The following is a 15,996-nucleotide window of genomic DNA, read 5'->3' as shown; positions in this document are numbered from 1 at the left end:
GTTCGGGGCCGGAGTGTTCAGGGGCTGGAATGCCCGGGGCTGGAGTGTTCAGGGCTGGAGTGTGGTGGACCAGGCGGCGGTGACGGACTCGTAGGCGGTCTGTCCCGTATCGTCCAGCGTCCGCACCGCCCCGGCCTCCGCCGCTTCCCTCGCTTCTTCGTCGGTCATGACGACCGCCAGCGTCCGTACCGCGAAGGTGTCGAACTCCAGCACCGCCACCACGCGTTCGAGCTGCGAGACCAGACATCGCGGTGAGCGCGGCGGGTCGCCCCACTCGGCACCGGCCTGTCCGACGAGGTCCAGGAGCCCTTCGGTGCCCGGTTCCTCGTCGAGGGCGCGGTGCAGCCGGGTGAGGACCTCCCACAGCGCGTCCAGGTCATCGCACTCCACCACGAGGGCGTGCACGGTGGGCTGTGGCGTTCCCGTGGGGGAGAGCAGGAGACCGAGACCGCCTCCGGCGCGTGCCGGAAGCATGGAGACGACGCGGTCGCACGCGGTCGCCGCCTCCGCGTAGGGGGCGGCGGGGAGTTCCCACGGATCGTCGTCCAGGGCGGCGGCGGCAGCCAGATGATCGAGGAGCCGGTCCCCCATGGTCCGCAGATCGCGCAGCCAGTCCTTGTCGTCGGGCAGCACACACCACCGTCGGCCCGGCCCCAGTGTCCTCTCGCTCTCGCTCTCGTTCATTCGTCCAGCGTTCCAGCACCGGGCCTCCGCCCGCAGGCACTTGTCCGTGCGTGGCGGAGAACGTGCGGACGCACCGGAGGTACGGCACGCCCCGGACGGAGGCCCGGCGCCGGGTTCAGCGGCTCGCGCGGGACACGCTCAGATCAGAAGGCGAACACCGTGCCGCTGCCGCTGTCTCTCGCACACGGGTTGCTGAAGGTGTGGACGTACGAGTAGCGCTTGCCCTCCCAGACGCCGTCCGCCGTCACGGTCACCGGGTTCCACTCCCTGGTACAGGAGACGTGCGGGGCCGGGGTGGTGATGGCGTCCAGCCGGCCCTGGGCGGACCGGAGTTCGGCGCAGGCGCCGGCCGGGTCCGGGTGCGTGCCGCTCGCCCGGGGCGCGCAGCTGAGAGTGACCGCGCGCAGCACCGTCCCGGTCGTCGTGTCGGCGCCCTCGGTGACACTGAGCACGAGGGCGGAGGGTGCGTACAGGCTGCCGGACACGGCCTGTTCGGCGCTCGCCGTACCGGTGCCCGGCAGCGCCATGAACGCCAGCGTGGTGGCGGTGAGCGCCAGACCTGTTGCGATGGACCGCATTTCAAACACTCCCTGAGTCGAAGGTTCTGTGAAGCATGGGCAGTCTTGCCGCCTTCGACGGAGGACGGGTGACTCTCCCGCCACTTTCGGTCGCTCCGTGTGATGGTATGAGTGCAGGTTGTGGTCATGGGGTGGGGCTTGACCTGTGGGGGAGCTGTCGCGTGATTCGGCCGAAGAAAGCCGTAACCGATGGTTGATCAAGTGAATTTAAGGCTTATAAATCCTTGAACCATTGAATGCCAGGGATGGCGCGTTTCCGTCCTGTGTTGGGCCGGTCCCTGTGTACGCCGTGACACCCGCCCGTACCCGCCCGGACCCTCTCGATACGATCAACGGCCGTACGGGGACAGGGGGAAGGGCATGGCGGACGGGGACGCACAGGCCGGTCGCGGGCAGGGCCGGGCGCGCCGGCCGAAGTGGTTCGTACGGACCCGCCGCGGGGGTGTGCTCGTGGGCGCCGCGGTCGTGCTGGTGGCCGCGGGGCTGGGTACGTGGGCCACGGGCAGTTGGCCGTTCGGCCGCGAGGACCGTTACTGCTGGGGGGCCTGGGAGGCGAACAGCGGGCCCGGGTTCCTGAGCGACACGGTGTTCGAGGGCGACGACGAGGGCTCTCGTACGTCCGAGGAGACCGCGCCGACCCCGCGGCGGCCGGCCGGCCGGTGCGAGGTCGCGCTCCGCTCCAGCCACACGGGCGGCGACGGCGGGAAGACGTCCCGGGACACCGCGATCACGCTCACCTACGGCCCGGCACCCAAGGACGCCGCGGAGCGCATGGAGTGGATCGGCGCGTATCTCGGCGATCTCGCCGTACCCCTGCCCGACGGGCTGCCGGGGGCCAGTGACGGACGCCGCGGTCTGCTCGTGCTGCCCGAGCGGTGTGACGCGCGTGACGGCCGGCCGACCGCGGTCACGCTCGACTCCGACGCGCGGACGACGTGGGGCGAAGGCGGTTCCACGCGGGCCGAAGCGGGGCTCGGCGGAGTCCGTTCCGTGGCCGGATTGCTCGTCTCCGCCGCCAACCGGGGGATGGAGGCGGCGGGTTGCGCCCCCGCGAAGCCACTGCGGGTCTCCTCGCCCGTGCTCCTGCTGCCGGAGGACGAGACCGGCCTGTTCTCCGGCGCGTGCCGGATCAAGGGCCTGGAATTCGACGAGGAGACGCGTAAGACCCTCGAATACCGGGTCGGCGCGGTCACCCGGGACCTCCAGTCCTGTGCGGTGCGCGTGGAGCGGGGCGACAGCCGGTACTTCGACGCCCTGATGGTCGCCCAGCCGAGGCTGGCCGCGCTGTTCGACGGTACGACGGGAAGCGGAGCGCCCGCGGACGGCTGGCGCGGCTCCGGCGTCTTCGCCGACGACTACAAGGTCGTACGGGCCGACTGCGCGGGACGGCCCGTGACCCTGCTGATGGTGGACGACCTCACCGAGGAGACGACGCCGTACTTCACCGCTTTCACCGACGCCGTGACGGCGAGGCTCGGCTGTGCGCCTGTCGCGCCTGTCACCTCTGGGGGTTCCGGACGATGAGTGACACGCACAACGACATCCACACCGGCGCCGGCGCGGATACCCACGCCGACGCGGTCTCCGCGCCGCGCCGGCCCTGGTGGCACTGGCGGCGGCTGACGCGCGGCCGGCTGCGGCCCGCGCTGGCCGCCGCCGTGGCCGGGGCGGTGCTCGGCGGCGCGGGAGTGGCCTGGCAGACGGGGACAGGACCGTTCACGGACGAACGGGCCTGCTGGGGCGCGTTCGGCAAGGGCGACGTGGCGGCGCTGTTCGGCGGGAAGACGGACATCAGGGCGTCCGAGGTGGAGCTCGGGCGGGACAGCATCAACTCCGAAGGACCGTCGGGGCAGTGCCGCCTTCAGTCGCCACGGGGCCGCCGGATCACCGTCCAGGTCCATCAACTCGACGTGCGGCAGGGCGGCTCGGGGGAGCGCTGGGCCGATGAGTTCCTGTCCGCGCGGCTGACCCCGCTGGGCGGCGGGCTGCTGGGGATGGCCTCGGACACCCGGGCCTGGCTCGCGGTGCCCGACGGCTGCACCGGCCGGCCGGAGGGGAACGACGGCCCTCTCGTGTTCGACATGGAGACGGGCTGGACCGTCTATGAGGACGAGGTCGAGACCGGGCAGCGCGATCAGCTCGCCCGCGCCGTGGTCACGCTGGTCAACGGCTTCCTGGCCGACGAGGGATGCGAGGGCGTCCTCGCCGACCCGGTGGCACGGATGGCGGAGCCCGCGCGGTTCCAGGACACGGAGGCCAAGGGCCTGTGCGGCATCGAGGGGCTGCGTCTCCCCGGGAAGGGGAGGAGCACGTTCGACCGTCCTCTCGTGACCAACGGCGAGGGGCCGGTCCGCACCTGCGACAGCGATGTGGTGTTCGACCGTCCCAGACTGCGGCTGATGACGGTGGAGGACCCGCGGCTGTCCGAGCTCTACAAGGGGTCGGCCCTCCGCGAAGGCGAACAGATCGAGGCCACCGGCAGAAAGGACGGACGCGGCTTCATCAGCGACGACCTCGGGCTGTTCCAGGCCCCGTGCCAGACCGGCGACGTGACCTTCCTGGTCCGGAGCGACGAGGAGAGCAGCGCGGCCGACATCCGCGCGCTGCTCCCCCGCTATGTGGCGGCGGAGGCCGAGCGTATCGGCTGCGGTCCGTTGCGTCTCACCCTGCCCGGCTGATCGGGCACAGCGGCCTCGGCGCGCAGCGGCGGGGGCGTCTCCGTCGGAAACGGAGACGCCCCCTCGTGAGCCGGCCGGCGGGGGAACCTCAGCCGGGACCCGTCAGCAGTACTGGGCTTCCTTGCCGATGGACCGGTACATGCAGTCCGCGTTCTCCAGCAGTTGCAGTACGGCGTCGCGGTTCCGGCTGGTCTCGCGGTTGATCACCTCGTCGGGCGGATAGAAACCGCCGCCGCCCGAGGACGGATACATCTCGAAGGTGTACGCGAAGACCTTGTGCGTGCCCCACAGCCAGTCGTCGATCGAGCCGTCCGTGATGTAGAGGTCGCTGGCCTGCTCGGGCGTGTAACCGTTGCTGGCGGCCATCTTCTGGCCGATGGCGGCGAAGGCGTTGCGGTCGTCCACGGTCATTCCGGTGGTGGTGTCGGCGGTGGTGTAGCCGAACGGCCAGAGCACCAGCTCGCTGTAGGTGTGGAAGTCGATCGCGGCCTTGATCTGCTGTGTACCGCCGACGACCCGGCCGCGTACGAAGTTCGCCACGACCTTCACCTCGGGCGCGGACTCGGCGGCGGCGCCCCGGTAGGTGTCCGACGAGGGGCTGCCGGAGGAGCCGCCGCAGCAGCCCCAGCGGTAGGCCCAGTTGCGGTTGAGGTCCGTGCCGACTGCGGTGGAGCCCGAGTTGGGCTGCCGGTTCTTGCGCCAGCTGCGGTAGGAGCCGGTGGCGATGTCGTACTCGCCGCCGTCCGGGTTGAGGTCCGGGATGATCCAGATCTCACGGTTGTTGACGATGTTGGTGATGCGTGTGTCGGTGTTGTGTCCGGCGGTCAGCTGCTTCAGCAGATAGAGCGCCATCTCGACGGTGAGGTGCTCGCGCGCGTGCTGATGGTGGGTGAAGAGGACCTCGGGCTCGTTCTCGTCGGTGCCGACGTTGTCACTGATCTTGATGGCAGTGATGTTCCGGCCCTGGTACGTGGTGCCGATGACGCGCTGGCTCGCGATGCCCGGGTTCGCGGAGACGATGGAGTTGATCTCGCTCGTCATCTCGGCGTAGTTGTGGTAATTCGAGTCGGCCGAGGGGAAGTCGAACGGTGTGACGGCACCGTTCAGGGTGCGGTCCGGGGCGGCGCCCAGCGGCGTCGGCGCGTAACCGAGCGAGCGGAGCTTCCTCACCTGCGCGGGGTCGGCGGAGACGACCACGCTCTCGCTGTCGGACGCGTCGATCGTCACACCGGTCCTGGCGAGCGCGGTGCGCGTCGCGGACGTGGCGTGCGTGACGATCTCGTACTGCTGGATGTCCTCGTCGGCGGCCGTGGCCCTGGCGGCGGCCGCCGAGGGAGTGGAATCGGCGCTGGTTGCCGTGGCCGTGGCGGTGACACCGAGGGTCAGGGTCAGCGCGACGGCCAGGGTGGCTGTCCGTCGGTGACCGCTGCCGCCGCTTCCGCGTATTCGGAGCCGCATGAAGTCTCCTGGGTGGGGAGTCGTGGGGGTGTGGGCACGCAGTAGGTGCCCCCGGGGTCATCGTGAGGCTTTGGCATGATCGGGTCAAGAGCGCGCATGTGGCGGGCAAAGGGGGTGTTATGCGCCATGGGTGGCGAGGTGCGCGTGTTGTCTTCAACTGCCGGGCCACGGCGCCCCTTACGTCCCCAAGCGGGCGCATCCACGCTACGGCGTCATTGCGTGGTCGTGTCATGGATATGACATCGCGTCGGGGCTCTTGTCGTCTGACGTTGTCTCAGCGAAGGTCTTGGGAGGGCGGGTCCCGGGAATCACACGGTCCGCTCGTCACGCATACGTCTCGTATGTACCCCCACGTTGCGCACGCACCCCAGCGCACCCGATGAGGAGGATCCCTCACGATGGCAGTGTTGCGTACCACCAAGACACGGATCGCCGCGGCGATCACGGCGGCAGCGGCGGCTGCGGCCATGACCGCCCTCGCCGTTCCCGCCCAGGCGGCCCCCACCGTGGGTACGGTCGTCGGCGCCGATGCCAAGGACGCGGTGCAGGGCAGCTACATCGTCACACTCAAGGAGACCGCCGGTCTCAAGTCCGCCTCGGCCGCGGGCCGGAGTGTGGTGTCCGAGTACGGCGGGACCGTCAAGCGGACGTACACGGCGGCCCTCAACGGCTACGCGGCCGAGCTCTCGCCCGCGCAGGCGCGCAGACTCGCGGCCGACCCGGCCGTCGACAAGGTCTTCCAGGACCGCGAGGTGCACACGCTCGCCACCCAGACCAACCCGCCGTCCTGGGGCCTCGACCGGATCGACCAGGCGGCGCTGCCGCTGAACAACAGCTTCACCTACCCGGACACCGCCGGTGAGGGCACGACCGTGTACGTCATCGACACCGGCGTCCGCATCACCCACCAGGACATCGCCGGACGGGCCTCGAACGGCTACGACGCCGTCGACAACGACAACACGGCGCAGGACGGCAACGGCCACGGCACCCACGTCGCCGCCAACGCCGCGGGCACGGCCTACGGCGTGGCCAAGAAGGCCAGGATCGTCGCCGTGCGCGTGCTCAACAACGCGGGCTCGGGCACCACGGCCCAGGTCGTGGCCGGTATCGACTGGGTCACCAACAACCACGCCGCCCGGTCGGTGGCGAACATGTCGCTCGGTGGTGGCGCCAACGCCGCGATCGACACCGCCGTGCAGAACTCCATCAACAGTGGTGTGACCTACGCGGTCGCCGCCGGTAATTCCGGAGCGAACGCCCAGAACTACTCGCCGGCCCGGGTCGCGGACGCGATCACCGTCGGCGCGACGACCAGCACCGATGCCCGCGCCAGCTACTCCAACTTCGGCGCGCGCGTGGACCTCTTCGCTCCGGGCAGCGCCATCACCAGTGCCTGGAACACCTCGGACACGGCCACCAGCAGCATCTCCGGCACGTCGATGGCCACACCGCATGTGGCCGGAGCCGCCGCCGTCTACCTCGCGGGACACCCCACCGCGACCCCGGCCCAGGTCGCCGCGGCCCTGGTGAACGGCGCCACCAACGGAGTCGTGTCCAACCCGGGCACCGGCTCGCCCAACAAGCTCCTGCGCATAGTCCCGTAACTCCTGGTCCCGTAACTCCTCGTTCCGTAACCCCTGGGACGACCCTCGGGACGACCTGCCGGACGACCGTCCGGACGCTCTGAGAACGTGACGCCCGGCGCCGCCCACATGGCGCCGGGCGTTGCGCCTGCCCGCCGTCGGCACACGCGCCCCCGGGGAAGAGCCGGTGGCCTAGAGGCAACTTCCAGACGAATCCTGTCGGCAGGCAGTCGTTTGGATCCCGCCCTTCACGATCGTCTCAATAGGTTGCATCTGCCGCTCCACGGGCCGTACGTGCGGTCCGACAGGGACGAGCGGCAGGGGTGGGGACGTGGGGACATGAGATCGGCCGATGAGAGCGGAAGATTACGGAGCGCCGCCGGGCTGCGCTGTCAGACCGACATCGACGCGGACGGGTGCTACCGATGGCGGGTGGTGGCGCAGAACGGGCGGGTCGTCGCCGTCTCGGCACTCGCCTTCACCTCGTACGAGCGGTGCCGGGCCGCGTTCGAGGAGGTGTGCCGGCGGCACGCGGCGCTGACCGGAGGGGTCCAGCACACGGTGGAGGCCAACGGCTGGATGTGGATCGTCCGGGACGAGAGCGGCCGCCGGACCATCGTGTCCGCCCGCTCCTATGAGCGGTACTCGACCTGCCGGGTGGCGTATCACCGCTTCCGTGAGCTGCTGCGGGAGCTGGGGGAGAGCGGCGAGGTTCCGTGGAGCGCGAGTTGACGCTCCGGAACCCCGGTGTCCGGGGCCTCCGCACGGTACGCGCACACACTCGTCACCCGAAGTTGCCTCTAGGAGGCGCCTTGTTCAGATAAAGGTGCGTGCGTGTCAACCGCGCCCCGTGAGCGTCATGGGTGTGCTGAGACGAACAGGGGAGCGAACCACCGCCGCCCAGCCGTCCGTTGGGCTCGCGACCGGGGGACCGGCCGCCGCCGAAGGGGCGCGTGGGCTCTACGCCGACCCCGGGCTGCCCGACCGGATCTTCCGGGGCGTGGCCCGCGGCGGCGGCGGACTCGTGCTTGCCGTGATGCTGCTGGTGGGCGGCTTTCTGCTGTACCGCGCATGGCAGGCGCTCGACCGGGCCGGGTGGTCCTTCCTCACCACCGCGGCCTGGGAACCGGACGCGGGCCGCTTCGGTATCGCCGCCGTCATCGTCGGCACCGTCCTGATCGCGCTGGTGGCGATCGTGGTGGCGGTGCCGCTGGCGGTGTGCGGGGCGCTCTACATCTCCGAGTACGCGCCGCCCGGGATGCGCTCCACACTGATCAGTGTGGTCGACCTGATGGCGGCCGTGCCGAGTGTCGTCTACGGACTGTGGGGGCTCTTCTTCTTCGAGGGCGCCGTACTGCCCACCGCGCGCTGGATCGCCACCTACCTCGGCTGGTTCCCGCCACTGGGTGTCGTCGGAGCCGATCCGCGCGATCCGCTCGCCACCGAGACCGTCTACACCTCCTCGACCCTCATCGCGGGCATCGTGGTGGCGTTGATGGTCGCACCGATCATCTGCTCCGTGATGCGCGAGGTCTTCACCCAGGCGCCGGCCGGTGAGCGCGAGGGCGCCTACGCGCTCGGCGCCACCCGCTGGGGGATGATCCGCAGTGTCGTCCTGCCGTTCGGCAAGGGCGGCATGATCGGCGGCACCATGCTCGGACTCGGCCGCGCGCTCGGCGAGACCATCGCCGTCTACCTGATCATCTCGCCGGTCTTCCAGATCCAGTGGCATGTCCTCCAGAGCGGCACGAGTTCCGTCTCCTCGCTGATCGCGCTCCGCTACGGGGAGGCCAGTCCGTTCGGGATGTCCGCGCTCATGGCGGCCGGACTCGCGCTCTTCGTGATGACCCTCATCGTCAACTTCATCGCCTCGTCCATCGTCGCGCGCAGCCGCTCCGGCGCGGCCAGCGATGCCTAGACCCTGTCCTAAGGGGACCCGCCCGTCATGACCCTCGCACCCGAGTCGCCGCCGTCCGTCGCGGAGGAGCGGCGTACCGTCCTGCCCGCGAGCCGGCCGCGGCCCGTGGAGCCGGCCGGGGAGCGGCGGCGCTCCCCGGCGCTGAGGCGCGCCACGGACACCTACGCGCTGCTCGGCTCCGGCGCCGCGGCCGTCAGTCTGACAGCGCTGCTGTTCGTATGGCTGCTGCCGTTCAACGGGGTGATCGGCTTCCTGATCGTCGGATACGCGCTCTTCCTCGGGCTCTACGCGCTGCTGGTCTCCTTCGACGAGGACGGGCCCACCGTCCGGGACCGGCTCGCCGGGGTCGTCGTGCGCACGGTGGGCCTGGTCATGGTCGTCGCCCTGGCGTTCGTGATCGTCTACACACTGTGGGAGGGCCGCGAGGCGCTGCCCCATCTGAACTTCTTCACCGAGGACATGACCCTCGCGGGCCCCCTCGACCCACTGAGCGCCGGCGGCATCCTGCACGCCATCGTCGGCACCCTGGAGCAGATCCTCATCGCGCTGGTCCTCACCGTCCCCGCAGGTCTGGTCTGCGCGGTCTTCCTCAACGAGGTGCCCGGCCGGTTCGCGCGGTTCGTCCGTACCATCGTCGAGGCGATGACGGCGCTGCCGTCCATCGTGGCCGGCCTGTTCATCTACGCGACCGCGATCCTCGCCCTGGGCATCGGGAAGTCGGGCCTCGCCGCGTCCCTGGCGCTCGGTGTGATGATGCTGCCGATCATCATCAGGGCCTCCGACGTGGTGATCCGGCTGGTGCCGGGCTCGCTGCGCGAGGCGTCGTACGCGCTGGGCACCTCGCGCTGGCGCACCGCCTGGCATGTGGTGCTGCCCACCGCCCGCTCCGGGCTGACCACTTCGGTGATCCTCGGCACCGCGCGCGGGGTGGGCGAGACCTCCCCGGTGCTGCTGACCGCGGGCTTCACCGCGGAGATGAACGCCGATCCGTTCAACGGGCCCCAGGTCTCGCTGCCGCTCGCCACCTTCGAGTTCGTCAAGTCGCCCGAACCTGCCATGATCGCGCGCGGGTTCGGCACCGCGGCCACCCTCATGGCGCTGGTGCTGCTGCTGTTCGTCCTCGCCCGGCTCATCGGCGGACGCGCACCGGGCAAGCTGACACGCCGTCAGACACACCGCCGCGTGCTCGCCTCGCGCCGCGACGCCGAACGCTTCGCGGCCCGTACGGGCGGCCACGACCGCAGCGGTAGGCACACCGATACGCGGGCCGCCGGTTTCTCGCCCGCACCGACTTCCCCCGCACCCGCCGTCGAGCCCAACAGGAGTACCCCGTGAGACCCGCGACCGCCTCCCGACTGGCCATGGGGCTGGCCGCGCTGCTCTGCGCGCTGCTCGCCGTCGGCCCGCCGCCCGCCTGGGCGGTGACCTATCCGAAGATCAACGGTGCGGGCTCCACCTGGAGTTCCAACGCACTGGACCAGTGGCGCCGCAATGTCGCCTCCAACTTCGGTATGACCGTCAACTTCGCGGCGACCGGCTCCTCCAACGGCCGTGAGCAGTTCAGGAACGGCTCCGTCGACTTCGGTGTCTCCGAGATCCCTTACGGCCTCAAGGAGGGCGGCGTCACCGACGCCCCGCCCAAGCGCGGCTACGCCTATATGCCGATCGTGGCCGGCGGTACGGCCTTCATGTACAACCTGAAGATCGGCGGCAAGCGGGTCACCAATCTGCGGCTCTCCGGCGACGTCCTCGCCAAGATCTTCACCTCCAGGATCACCATGTGGAACGCGGCCGAGATCAGGGCGGACAATCCCGGCCTCACGCTCCCCGCCCGCCGGATCGTGCCGGTCGTACGCTCCGACGGCTCCGGTACGACGGCGCAGCTGACCACCTGGCTGTCCAAGCAGCACGCCGCGGCGTGGAACGACTACTGCGCCCGCGCCGGACGCGCCACCCCGTGCGGTCTCACCTCGTACTTCCCGGTGGTGCCGGGCACCTCCACGATCGCCAAGTCCGGATCGCTCGGTGTCTCCGGCTATGTGAAGCAGAGCCAGGCCGAGGGCGCCATCACCTACGTCGAGTACTCGTACGCCATCTCGACCGGCTTCCCGGTGGCGAAGATGCTCAACGCGTCCCAGTTCTATGTGGAGCCCACCGCGTCCAGCGTCGCCGTGGGGCTGCTCGGCGCGCGGATCAACCCGGACAAGAACTCCACGAACTATCTGACGCAGATCCTGGACGGCGTCTACGGCTCCCGCGACCCCAGGGCCTATCCGCTCTCCAGCTACAGCTACATGATCCTGCCCACCTCACTGGCCGGCGAGCAGAACCCGATGACCAAGGAGAAGGGCCTCTCCCTGGGCACCTTCGCCAACTACTTCCTCTGCGACGGCCAGCAGATCGCCGAGGAGCTGGGGTACTCCCCACTGCCCAAGAACCTCGTCCAAGCGGGCTTCGAACAGGTACGGCGCATCCCCGGCGCGCCCACGGACAAGATCAATATCAACTCCTGCCGCAACCCGACCTTCTCCTCGGACGGGACCAACACCCTCGCCAAGAACGCCCCGCAGCCGAAAGCCTGCGACAAGAAGGGCGCGACCCAGTGCTCCGACGGCACGGCGGGCGCCAAGGGCCAGAAGACCCCGGTGAAGCCGTCTGCCCAGGGCGCCAACGGCGGCTCGGGCAACGGCGGTTCGGGAGGGACCGGCGGGGGCGGTACGGGCGGCTCCACCGCGGGCACCGGCGGGTCGGGGGGCACCGGGAACACCGGCGGAGCCACGGGCGGCGCACCCGGCTCCCCGGAGTCGGCCGCCGCGGCGGCCGGAGCGTCCGGCGGTGTCATCGACCCCGACACGGGCGAGCTGATCAGCGGGGACGGATCCGGCGGCGGTGACTCCGCGGTCGTCGGGAATCCGGTCACCCTCGCCTCCAACGAGGCGACGGGGCTGCGCGGCGCGCTGATGGCGCTCTCCGCGCTGCTCCTCGTCGGTGTGGTCGTCGGGCCGCCGCTCACCGCACGCGCGCTCGCCGCACGGGCCCGCCGCAGGGAGGGTTCGATATGAGTATCCGTCAGTTCCGTTCCTGGTCCGGCGGATCCCGGGTCCACCGGCGCGTGAGCGTCGGCGTCGGATCGCTTCTCGCCGCGCTGCTCCTCGCGCTCGTACCGCTGCCGCCGGGCACGGACCGGGCACAGGCGGCGGAGGCGGGGAGCGGTACGAAGGCCGCGGCCGAGGACTCCGCGATGACGCTGACCGGCCGCAAGGGTCCGTACGACGACTTCTCCGGCCTGGAGGTGACCGTCCACCAGACGAAGAACCTGCGGGCCCAGGGAGTCGATGTGACCTGGAAGGGCCGCGCCGCGCCGCCCGTGGACGGCTTCCGCAACTTCCTCCAGATCATGCAGTGCTGGGGAGACGACCCGGCGGGCCCCGACCGGGAGCAGTGCGAATTCGGGGGAAACCGCGGTGGCACCCACTGGATGAGCCAGCGCACCCTGCCGAAGGGCACGGACCCGCTGGAGAAGGAGTACGCGGACGCCGGTGAGGACAACCCGTTCGTTCCGTTCCAGCCGTTGCAGGGCGATCCGACCGACTCGCCCTCCGATGCCACCTACTTCAGCAACAACGACACCAACGCCCAGCCCTGGCTGAGCACGCGGACCGACGGCACCGGCGAGGCGGTCTTCGAGATGAAGTCGGCGATCGAGGCGCCCTATCTGGGCTGCGGAGACGTCGGCAGCGGGGCCGGAGCGAAGCCCCGGAGGTGCTGGCTGGTCGTCGTCCCCCGTGGCGAGCACGACCCGGACGGCACCGTCAACGCGGCGGAAGGCGTGCACACCTCGCCGCTCAGCCAGTCCAACTGGGACCAACGGCTCGTCTTTCCAATGGAGTTCGGCGCGGTCGGCAACACCTGCCCGGCGGACAAGGCCGAGCGGCGCGTCATCGGGTCCGAGCTGCTGACCGACGCCATCACGTCCTGGCAGGCCAGGCTGTGCGCGGGCGCCGACGCCCGGTTCACCTTCAGCCAGGCCGGCGAGGACTACGCGCGTCGCCTCATCGCGAAACCCACGGCGACCTCGCCCGGGATGGGGGTCACCGTGGCCCCGATCGAGGAAGGCACGGGCCTGGTCTACGCGCCGGTCGCGGTCAGCGCGCTCACGGTCGGCTTCTTCTGGGAGGACGGACAGGCCGGCCAGGTGCGCGACCTGAAACTCAGCCCACGGCTGCTCGCCAAGCTGGTGACCGGTTCCTACCCCTACGACATCCGGCAGATCAGCTTTCAGAATCCGGTGCCCGACCATCTGAAAGGGAACGCGGAATCCATTGTCGTCGACCCGGAATTCAAGAAACTGAATCCCTATTTCGACCGGCCGACACAGCCGCAGCTGGGTCCTGGCGGAATACTCCTCCAGGCCGGTAATTCGGATGGCGCCAACCTGCTCTGGCGCTATCTCCAGTCGAACGCGGAGTCGCGGGACTTCCTCCGGGGCAAGCCTGACCCGTGGGGGATGAAGGTGAATCCCTTCTACCGGTCGCTGGGCCTGGACGCGGACGCCCCGCTCGACTACCCGAAGGCCGACACGACCGAGACACGCATGACGCTGCCCGACAACGGTGTGGAACGCGCGATCTCGTACGGTCAGCTGGAGAAGTCCCCGTACGCCAACGACATGCACGACGGCGCGCTGCGGGTCAGGCGCGGTGCCACCGGAGCGACGTTCCTCGCGGCACTCGACGCCAACTCCCCGCAGGGCATCAAGCTGGTGGCCTCGGACAGCCTCCCCGGGTCCCGGCAGGCGTACGGCATCGTCGACGCGGCGTCCGCCTCGCGGTACGAACTCGACATCGCCGCGCTTCCGAACGCCGACGGCGCCTACGTCCGTCCGACCGCCGACTCGATGCTGAAGGCCGTCGCCCGGATGCCCGACTCGCCGGTCGCGGGGGTGAAGGCGCCGAGCCCCGCCACCGCGAAGAACGGGGCGTATCCGCTGACGGCGGTCGCCTACGCCGTGGCCCCGGTCGACCAGCCCGCGGACGCGCGCCAGGACTACGCGCGGCTGATCCGGTACGCGGCGGGCACCGGACAGACCCAGGGCCTCACGCCCGGGGAACTGCCGCCCGGATACGCGCCGATGCCCAAGGACCTGCGCGACCAGGCGCTGTCGGCCGCCGACCAGTTGGTACGCGGCAAGGTGGCCGAACCCGCCGACCCCCCGGCCGGTGGCGGTGCGGCGGGCGGTGCGGCGGCCGGCGGGTCCACCGGCGGCGGGGACGGCGCCGGAGCAGGGGCCGGAGGAACGGCCGGGGACGGGTCCGGGGCCGGGGGAGCCACCGCGGGCGACGGAGCGAGCCCCTCCCCGACCGCCGCCTCGCCGGGCGCGGGGGCGGGCGCCGCGGGCCCCTCGGCCAAGACCGGACTCGCCTCCGGCGGACTGACCCCCCGCGAGGTGCTGGGCGTCGTGCGCTGGGTGCTGCTCGGCGTCCTGGTCGTCGGCGGTGTGGCCGCCCTGGCCGGGCCCGTACTGCTACGGCTCTCCGCGCGCAGGGCCGCGACGGCGGCAGGCGGTCCCGGATGACCTAGGGCCTCTCGTTTGGATCATGCCGGGCTCGCGTGCCCGCGGTGACATCAGCCGCTGCCGCGGCGGGCCGCGCCTCGCCGCGTTGTCGTCGGTCACCAGGGCTCCGCCATGGCTCCCTCCTCCGCCTTGCGATCCTCCCCCGTAGCCTGAACGGCACGGGAGGGACCCCCTCCACCAGACCCCGCTCCCTGATCCGGCCTGATCCAAACGAAAGACCCTAGGGCGAGAGAGCAGGGCACGCCCGTCAGGTGCAGGGGATGCCCGGAGCGGCTCACCGCCCTCCGGGAATTCTCCATAACCATGGGCGAGTTCTCCAGGTGTCTCCTAGGAAATACCCCCGTAACCTTATGATCCGGCGGAGTTGGTGGTCCCGGACAGTGCATATGCGGAAATGTTCACGGCGTCGGCCGACGGGTCGACGGAACGAAATCCGGATTCTTCTTGACAGTCCATTCCTCGAAATCCGTATTCACGGAGGAGAACAGAAGTGAACGTCAAGTCCCGTGCTCGCCTCGGTGCCGTCGTCGGCGCTGCCGCACTCGGTGTGGGCCTGCTGGCCCCCGCAGCCTCCGCCGACCCGGCGGTCGGTGAGTACCGCCAGCTCGTCGGCGTGGGTTCCGACACCACGCAGGACATCGGCAACCGCCTCGGCGCGGTCATCCCGGACCCCGACGGTGTCCCGGACGGTCAGCTCATCGCGTCCTACAACGCGACGGGTTCCACCACCATCAAGACCCGCGCCACCGGCTGCACGATCAACCGGCCCAACGGCTCCTCGGCCGGCATCGACGCGCTGCGCAACGCGGTCCTCAACAGCACCGGTTGCATCGACTTCGCCCGCTCCTCCCGGGGACCGGCGGACACGACGACCACCAAGCTGACCTGGATTCCGTTCGCCAAGGACGCGGTGACCGTCGCCGTCCGCTCGGACAGCGCGCTCAACAGCAGCCTGGACCTGACCACCGCCCAGCTGCGTGACATCTACACCTGCGTCAAGACCACGCACAACGGTGTCACCCTCACGCCGCTGCTGCCGCAGTCCGGCTCGGGCACGCGGACCTTCTTCCTGGAGAAGATCGGGGTCACCGAGGCTCAGGTCGGCACCTGCGTCAACGGCTCCGTCCAGGAGCACGACGGCACCGCGCTGGACACCGCGGGCGACATCGCCCCGTACTCCGTGGCCCAGTACATCGCCCAGACCAACGGTGTGGTGGCGGACCGCCACGGCGTCACGGTGCTCGGCAAGGTGAACGGTGTCGCGCCGCGCAACACCAACGGCACGCTCAACACCGCCTTCCCCTACAACCGTGACGTCTACAACGTCGTCCCGACCCCCAAGATCACCGGAACCACCGCCGACGCCAACATCGTCAGCGCGTTCGTCGGCACCGCCTCCAAGGTCTGCGGCCAGACGTCGCAGATCCAGGCGTACGGCTTCGGCTCGCTGGGCACCGCCTGCGGCGCCACCGCCCTGAAGGGCGAGCGCTGATCACCGTCCCTTCCCATCACGCCAAGG

At 70.4% G+C, this 15,996-nt stretch carries 12 protein-coding genes; 9 read left to right on the top strand and 3 right to left on the bottom strand.

Annotated elements, in window-relative coordinates; all coding sequences use genetic code 11:
* Positions 1-48: 48 nt before the first annotated feature.
* Positions 49-684, bottom strand: coding sequence for a hypothetical protein (locus CU044_RS07995; RefSeq protein ID WP_129767733.1), 636 nt, complete (start codon positions 682-684; stop codon positions 49-51).
* Positions 685-827: 143 nt separating this feature from the next.
* Positions 828-1,262, bottom strand: coding sequence for a subtilase-type protease inhibitor (locus CU044_RS07990; protein WP_129767732.1), 435 nt, complete (start codon positions 1,260-1,262; stop codon positions 828-830).
* 360 nt (positions 1,263-1,622) lie between these two features.
* Between CU044_RS07990 and CU044_RS07985 the strand changes: the two genes are divergently transcribed.
* Both CU044_RS07985 and CU044_RS07980 read left to right on the top strand, forming a co-directional pair.
* Positions 1,623-2,786, top strand: coding sequence for a hypothetical protein (locus CU044_RS07985; RefSeq protein ID WP_240045414.1), 1,164 nt, complete (start codon positions 1,623-1,625; stop codon positions 2,784-2,786).
* Positions 2,783-3,940, top strand: coding sequence for a hypothetical protein (locus tag CU044_RS07980; protein ID WP_129767731.1), 1,158 nt, complete (start codon positions 2,783-2,785; stop codon positions 3,938-3,940). Before CU044_RS07985 ends, CU044_RS07980 begins: the two co-directional genes overlap by 4 nt.
* A gap of 102 nt (positions 3,941-4,042) precedes the next feature.
* Here the strand turns inward: CU044_RS07980 and CU044_RS07975 are convergent, their stop codons facing one another.
* Positions 4,043-5,398 (bottom strand): M14 family metallopeptidase, encoded by a 1,356-nt coding sequence (locus CU044_RS07975; protein ID WP_129767730.1) that lies wholly within the window; start codon positions 5,396-5,398, stop codon positions 4,043-4,045.
* 398 nt (positions 5,399-5,796) lie between these two features.
* On the opposite strand from CU044_RS07975, the gene CU044_RS07970 reads away from it, so the two are divergent.
* The 7 genes from CU044_RS07970 to CU044_RS07940 all read left to right on the top strand — a co-directional run bounded on the left by CU044_RS07970 (position 5,797) and on the right by CU044_RS07940 (position 15,969).
* Positions 5,797-7,005, top strand: coding sequence for a S8 family peptidase (locus tag CU044_RS07970; RefSeq protein ID WP_129767729.1), 1,209 nt, complete (start codon positions 5,797-5,799; stop codon positions 7,003-7,005).
* Between the two features lie 318 nt (positions 7,006-7,323).
* Positions 7,324-7,716 (top strand): hypothetical protein, encoded by a 393-nt coding sequence (locus CU044_RS07965; protein WP_129767728.1) that lies wholly within the window; start codon positions 7,324-7,326, stop codon positions 7,714-7,716.
* Positions 7,717-7,849: 133 nt separating this feature from the next.
* On the top strand, positions 7,850-8,902 hold the full coding sequence (gene pstC / locus CU044_RS07960) for a phosphate ABC transporter permease subunit PstC (RefSeq protein WP_240045413.1): 1,053 nt from the start codon (positions 7,850-7,852) through the stop codon (positions 8,900-8,902).
* Positions 8,903-8,929: 27 nt separating this feature from the next.
* Entirely contained in the window at positions 8,930-10,237 is a 1,308-nt protein-coding gene (gene pstA, locus CU044_RS07955) for a phosphate ABC transporter permease PstA (RefSeq protein ID WP_129767726.1), read from the top strand.
* On the top strand, positions 10,234-11,964 hold the full coding sequence (locus CU044_RS40005) for a phosphate ABC transporter substrate-binding protein PstS (protein ID WP_275670179.1): 1,731 nt from the start codon (positions 10,234-10,236) through the stop codon (positions 11,962-11,964). Before pstA ends, CU044_RS40005 begins: the two co-directional genes overlap by 4 nt.
* On the top strand, positions 11,961-14,477 hold the full coding sequence (locus CU044_RS07945; protein WP_129767725.1) for a hypothetical protein: 2,517 nt from the start codon (positions 11,961-11,963) through the stop codon (positions 14,475-14,477). Before CU044_RS40005 ends, CU044_RS07945 begins: the two co-directional genes overlap by 4 nt.
* Before the next feature lie 490 nt (positions 14,478-14,967).
* On the top strand, positions 14,968-15,969 hold the full coding sequence (locus CU044_RS07940) for a substrate-binding domain-containing protein (RefSeq protein ID WP_129767724.1): 1,002 nt from the start codon (positions 14,968-14,970) through the stop codon (positions 15,967-15,969).
* The last annotated feature ends 27 nt before the right edge of the window (positions 15,970-15,996 follow it).

It is taken from the genome of Streptomyces sp. L-9-10 (assembly GCF_004151105.1).
In the GTDB taxonomy this organism is placed as follows: domain Bacteria; phylum Actinomycetota; class Actinomycetes; order Streptomycetales; family Streptomycetaceae; genus Streptomyces.
Note: the sequence above shows the minus strand (reverse complement) of the source record. Positions and strands in the feature narration are given on the sequence as shown.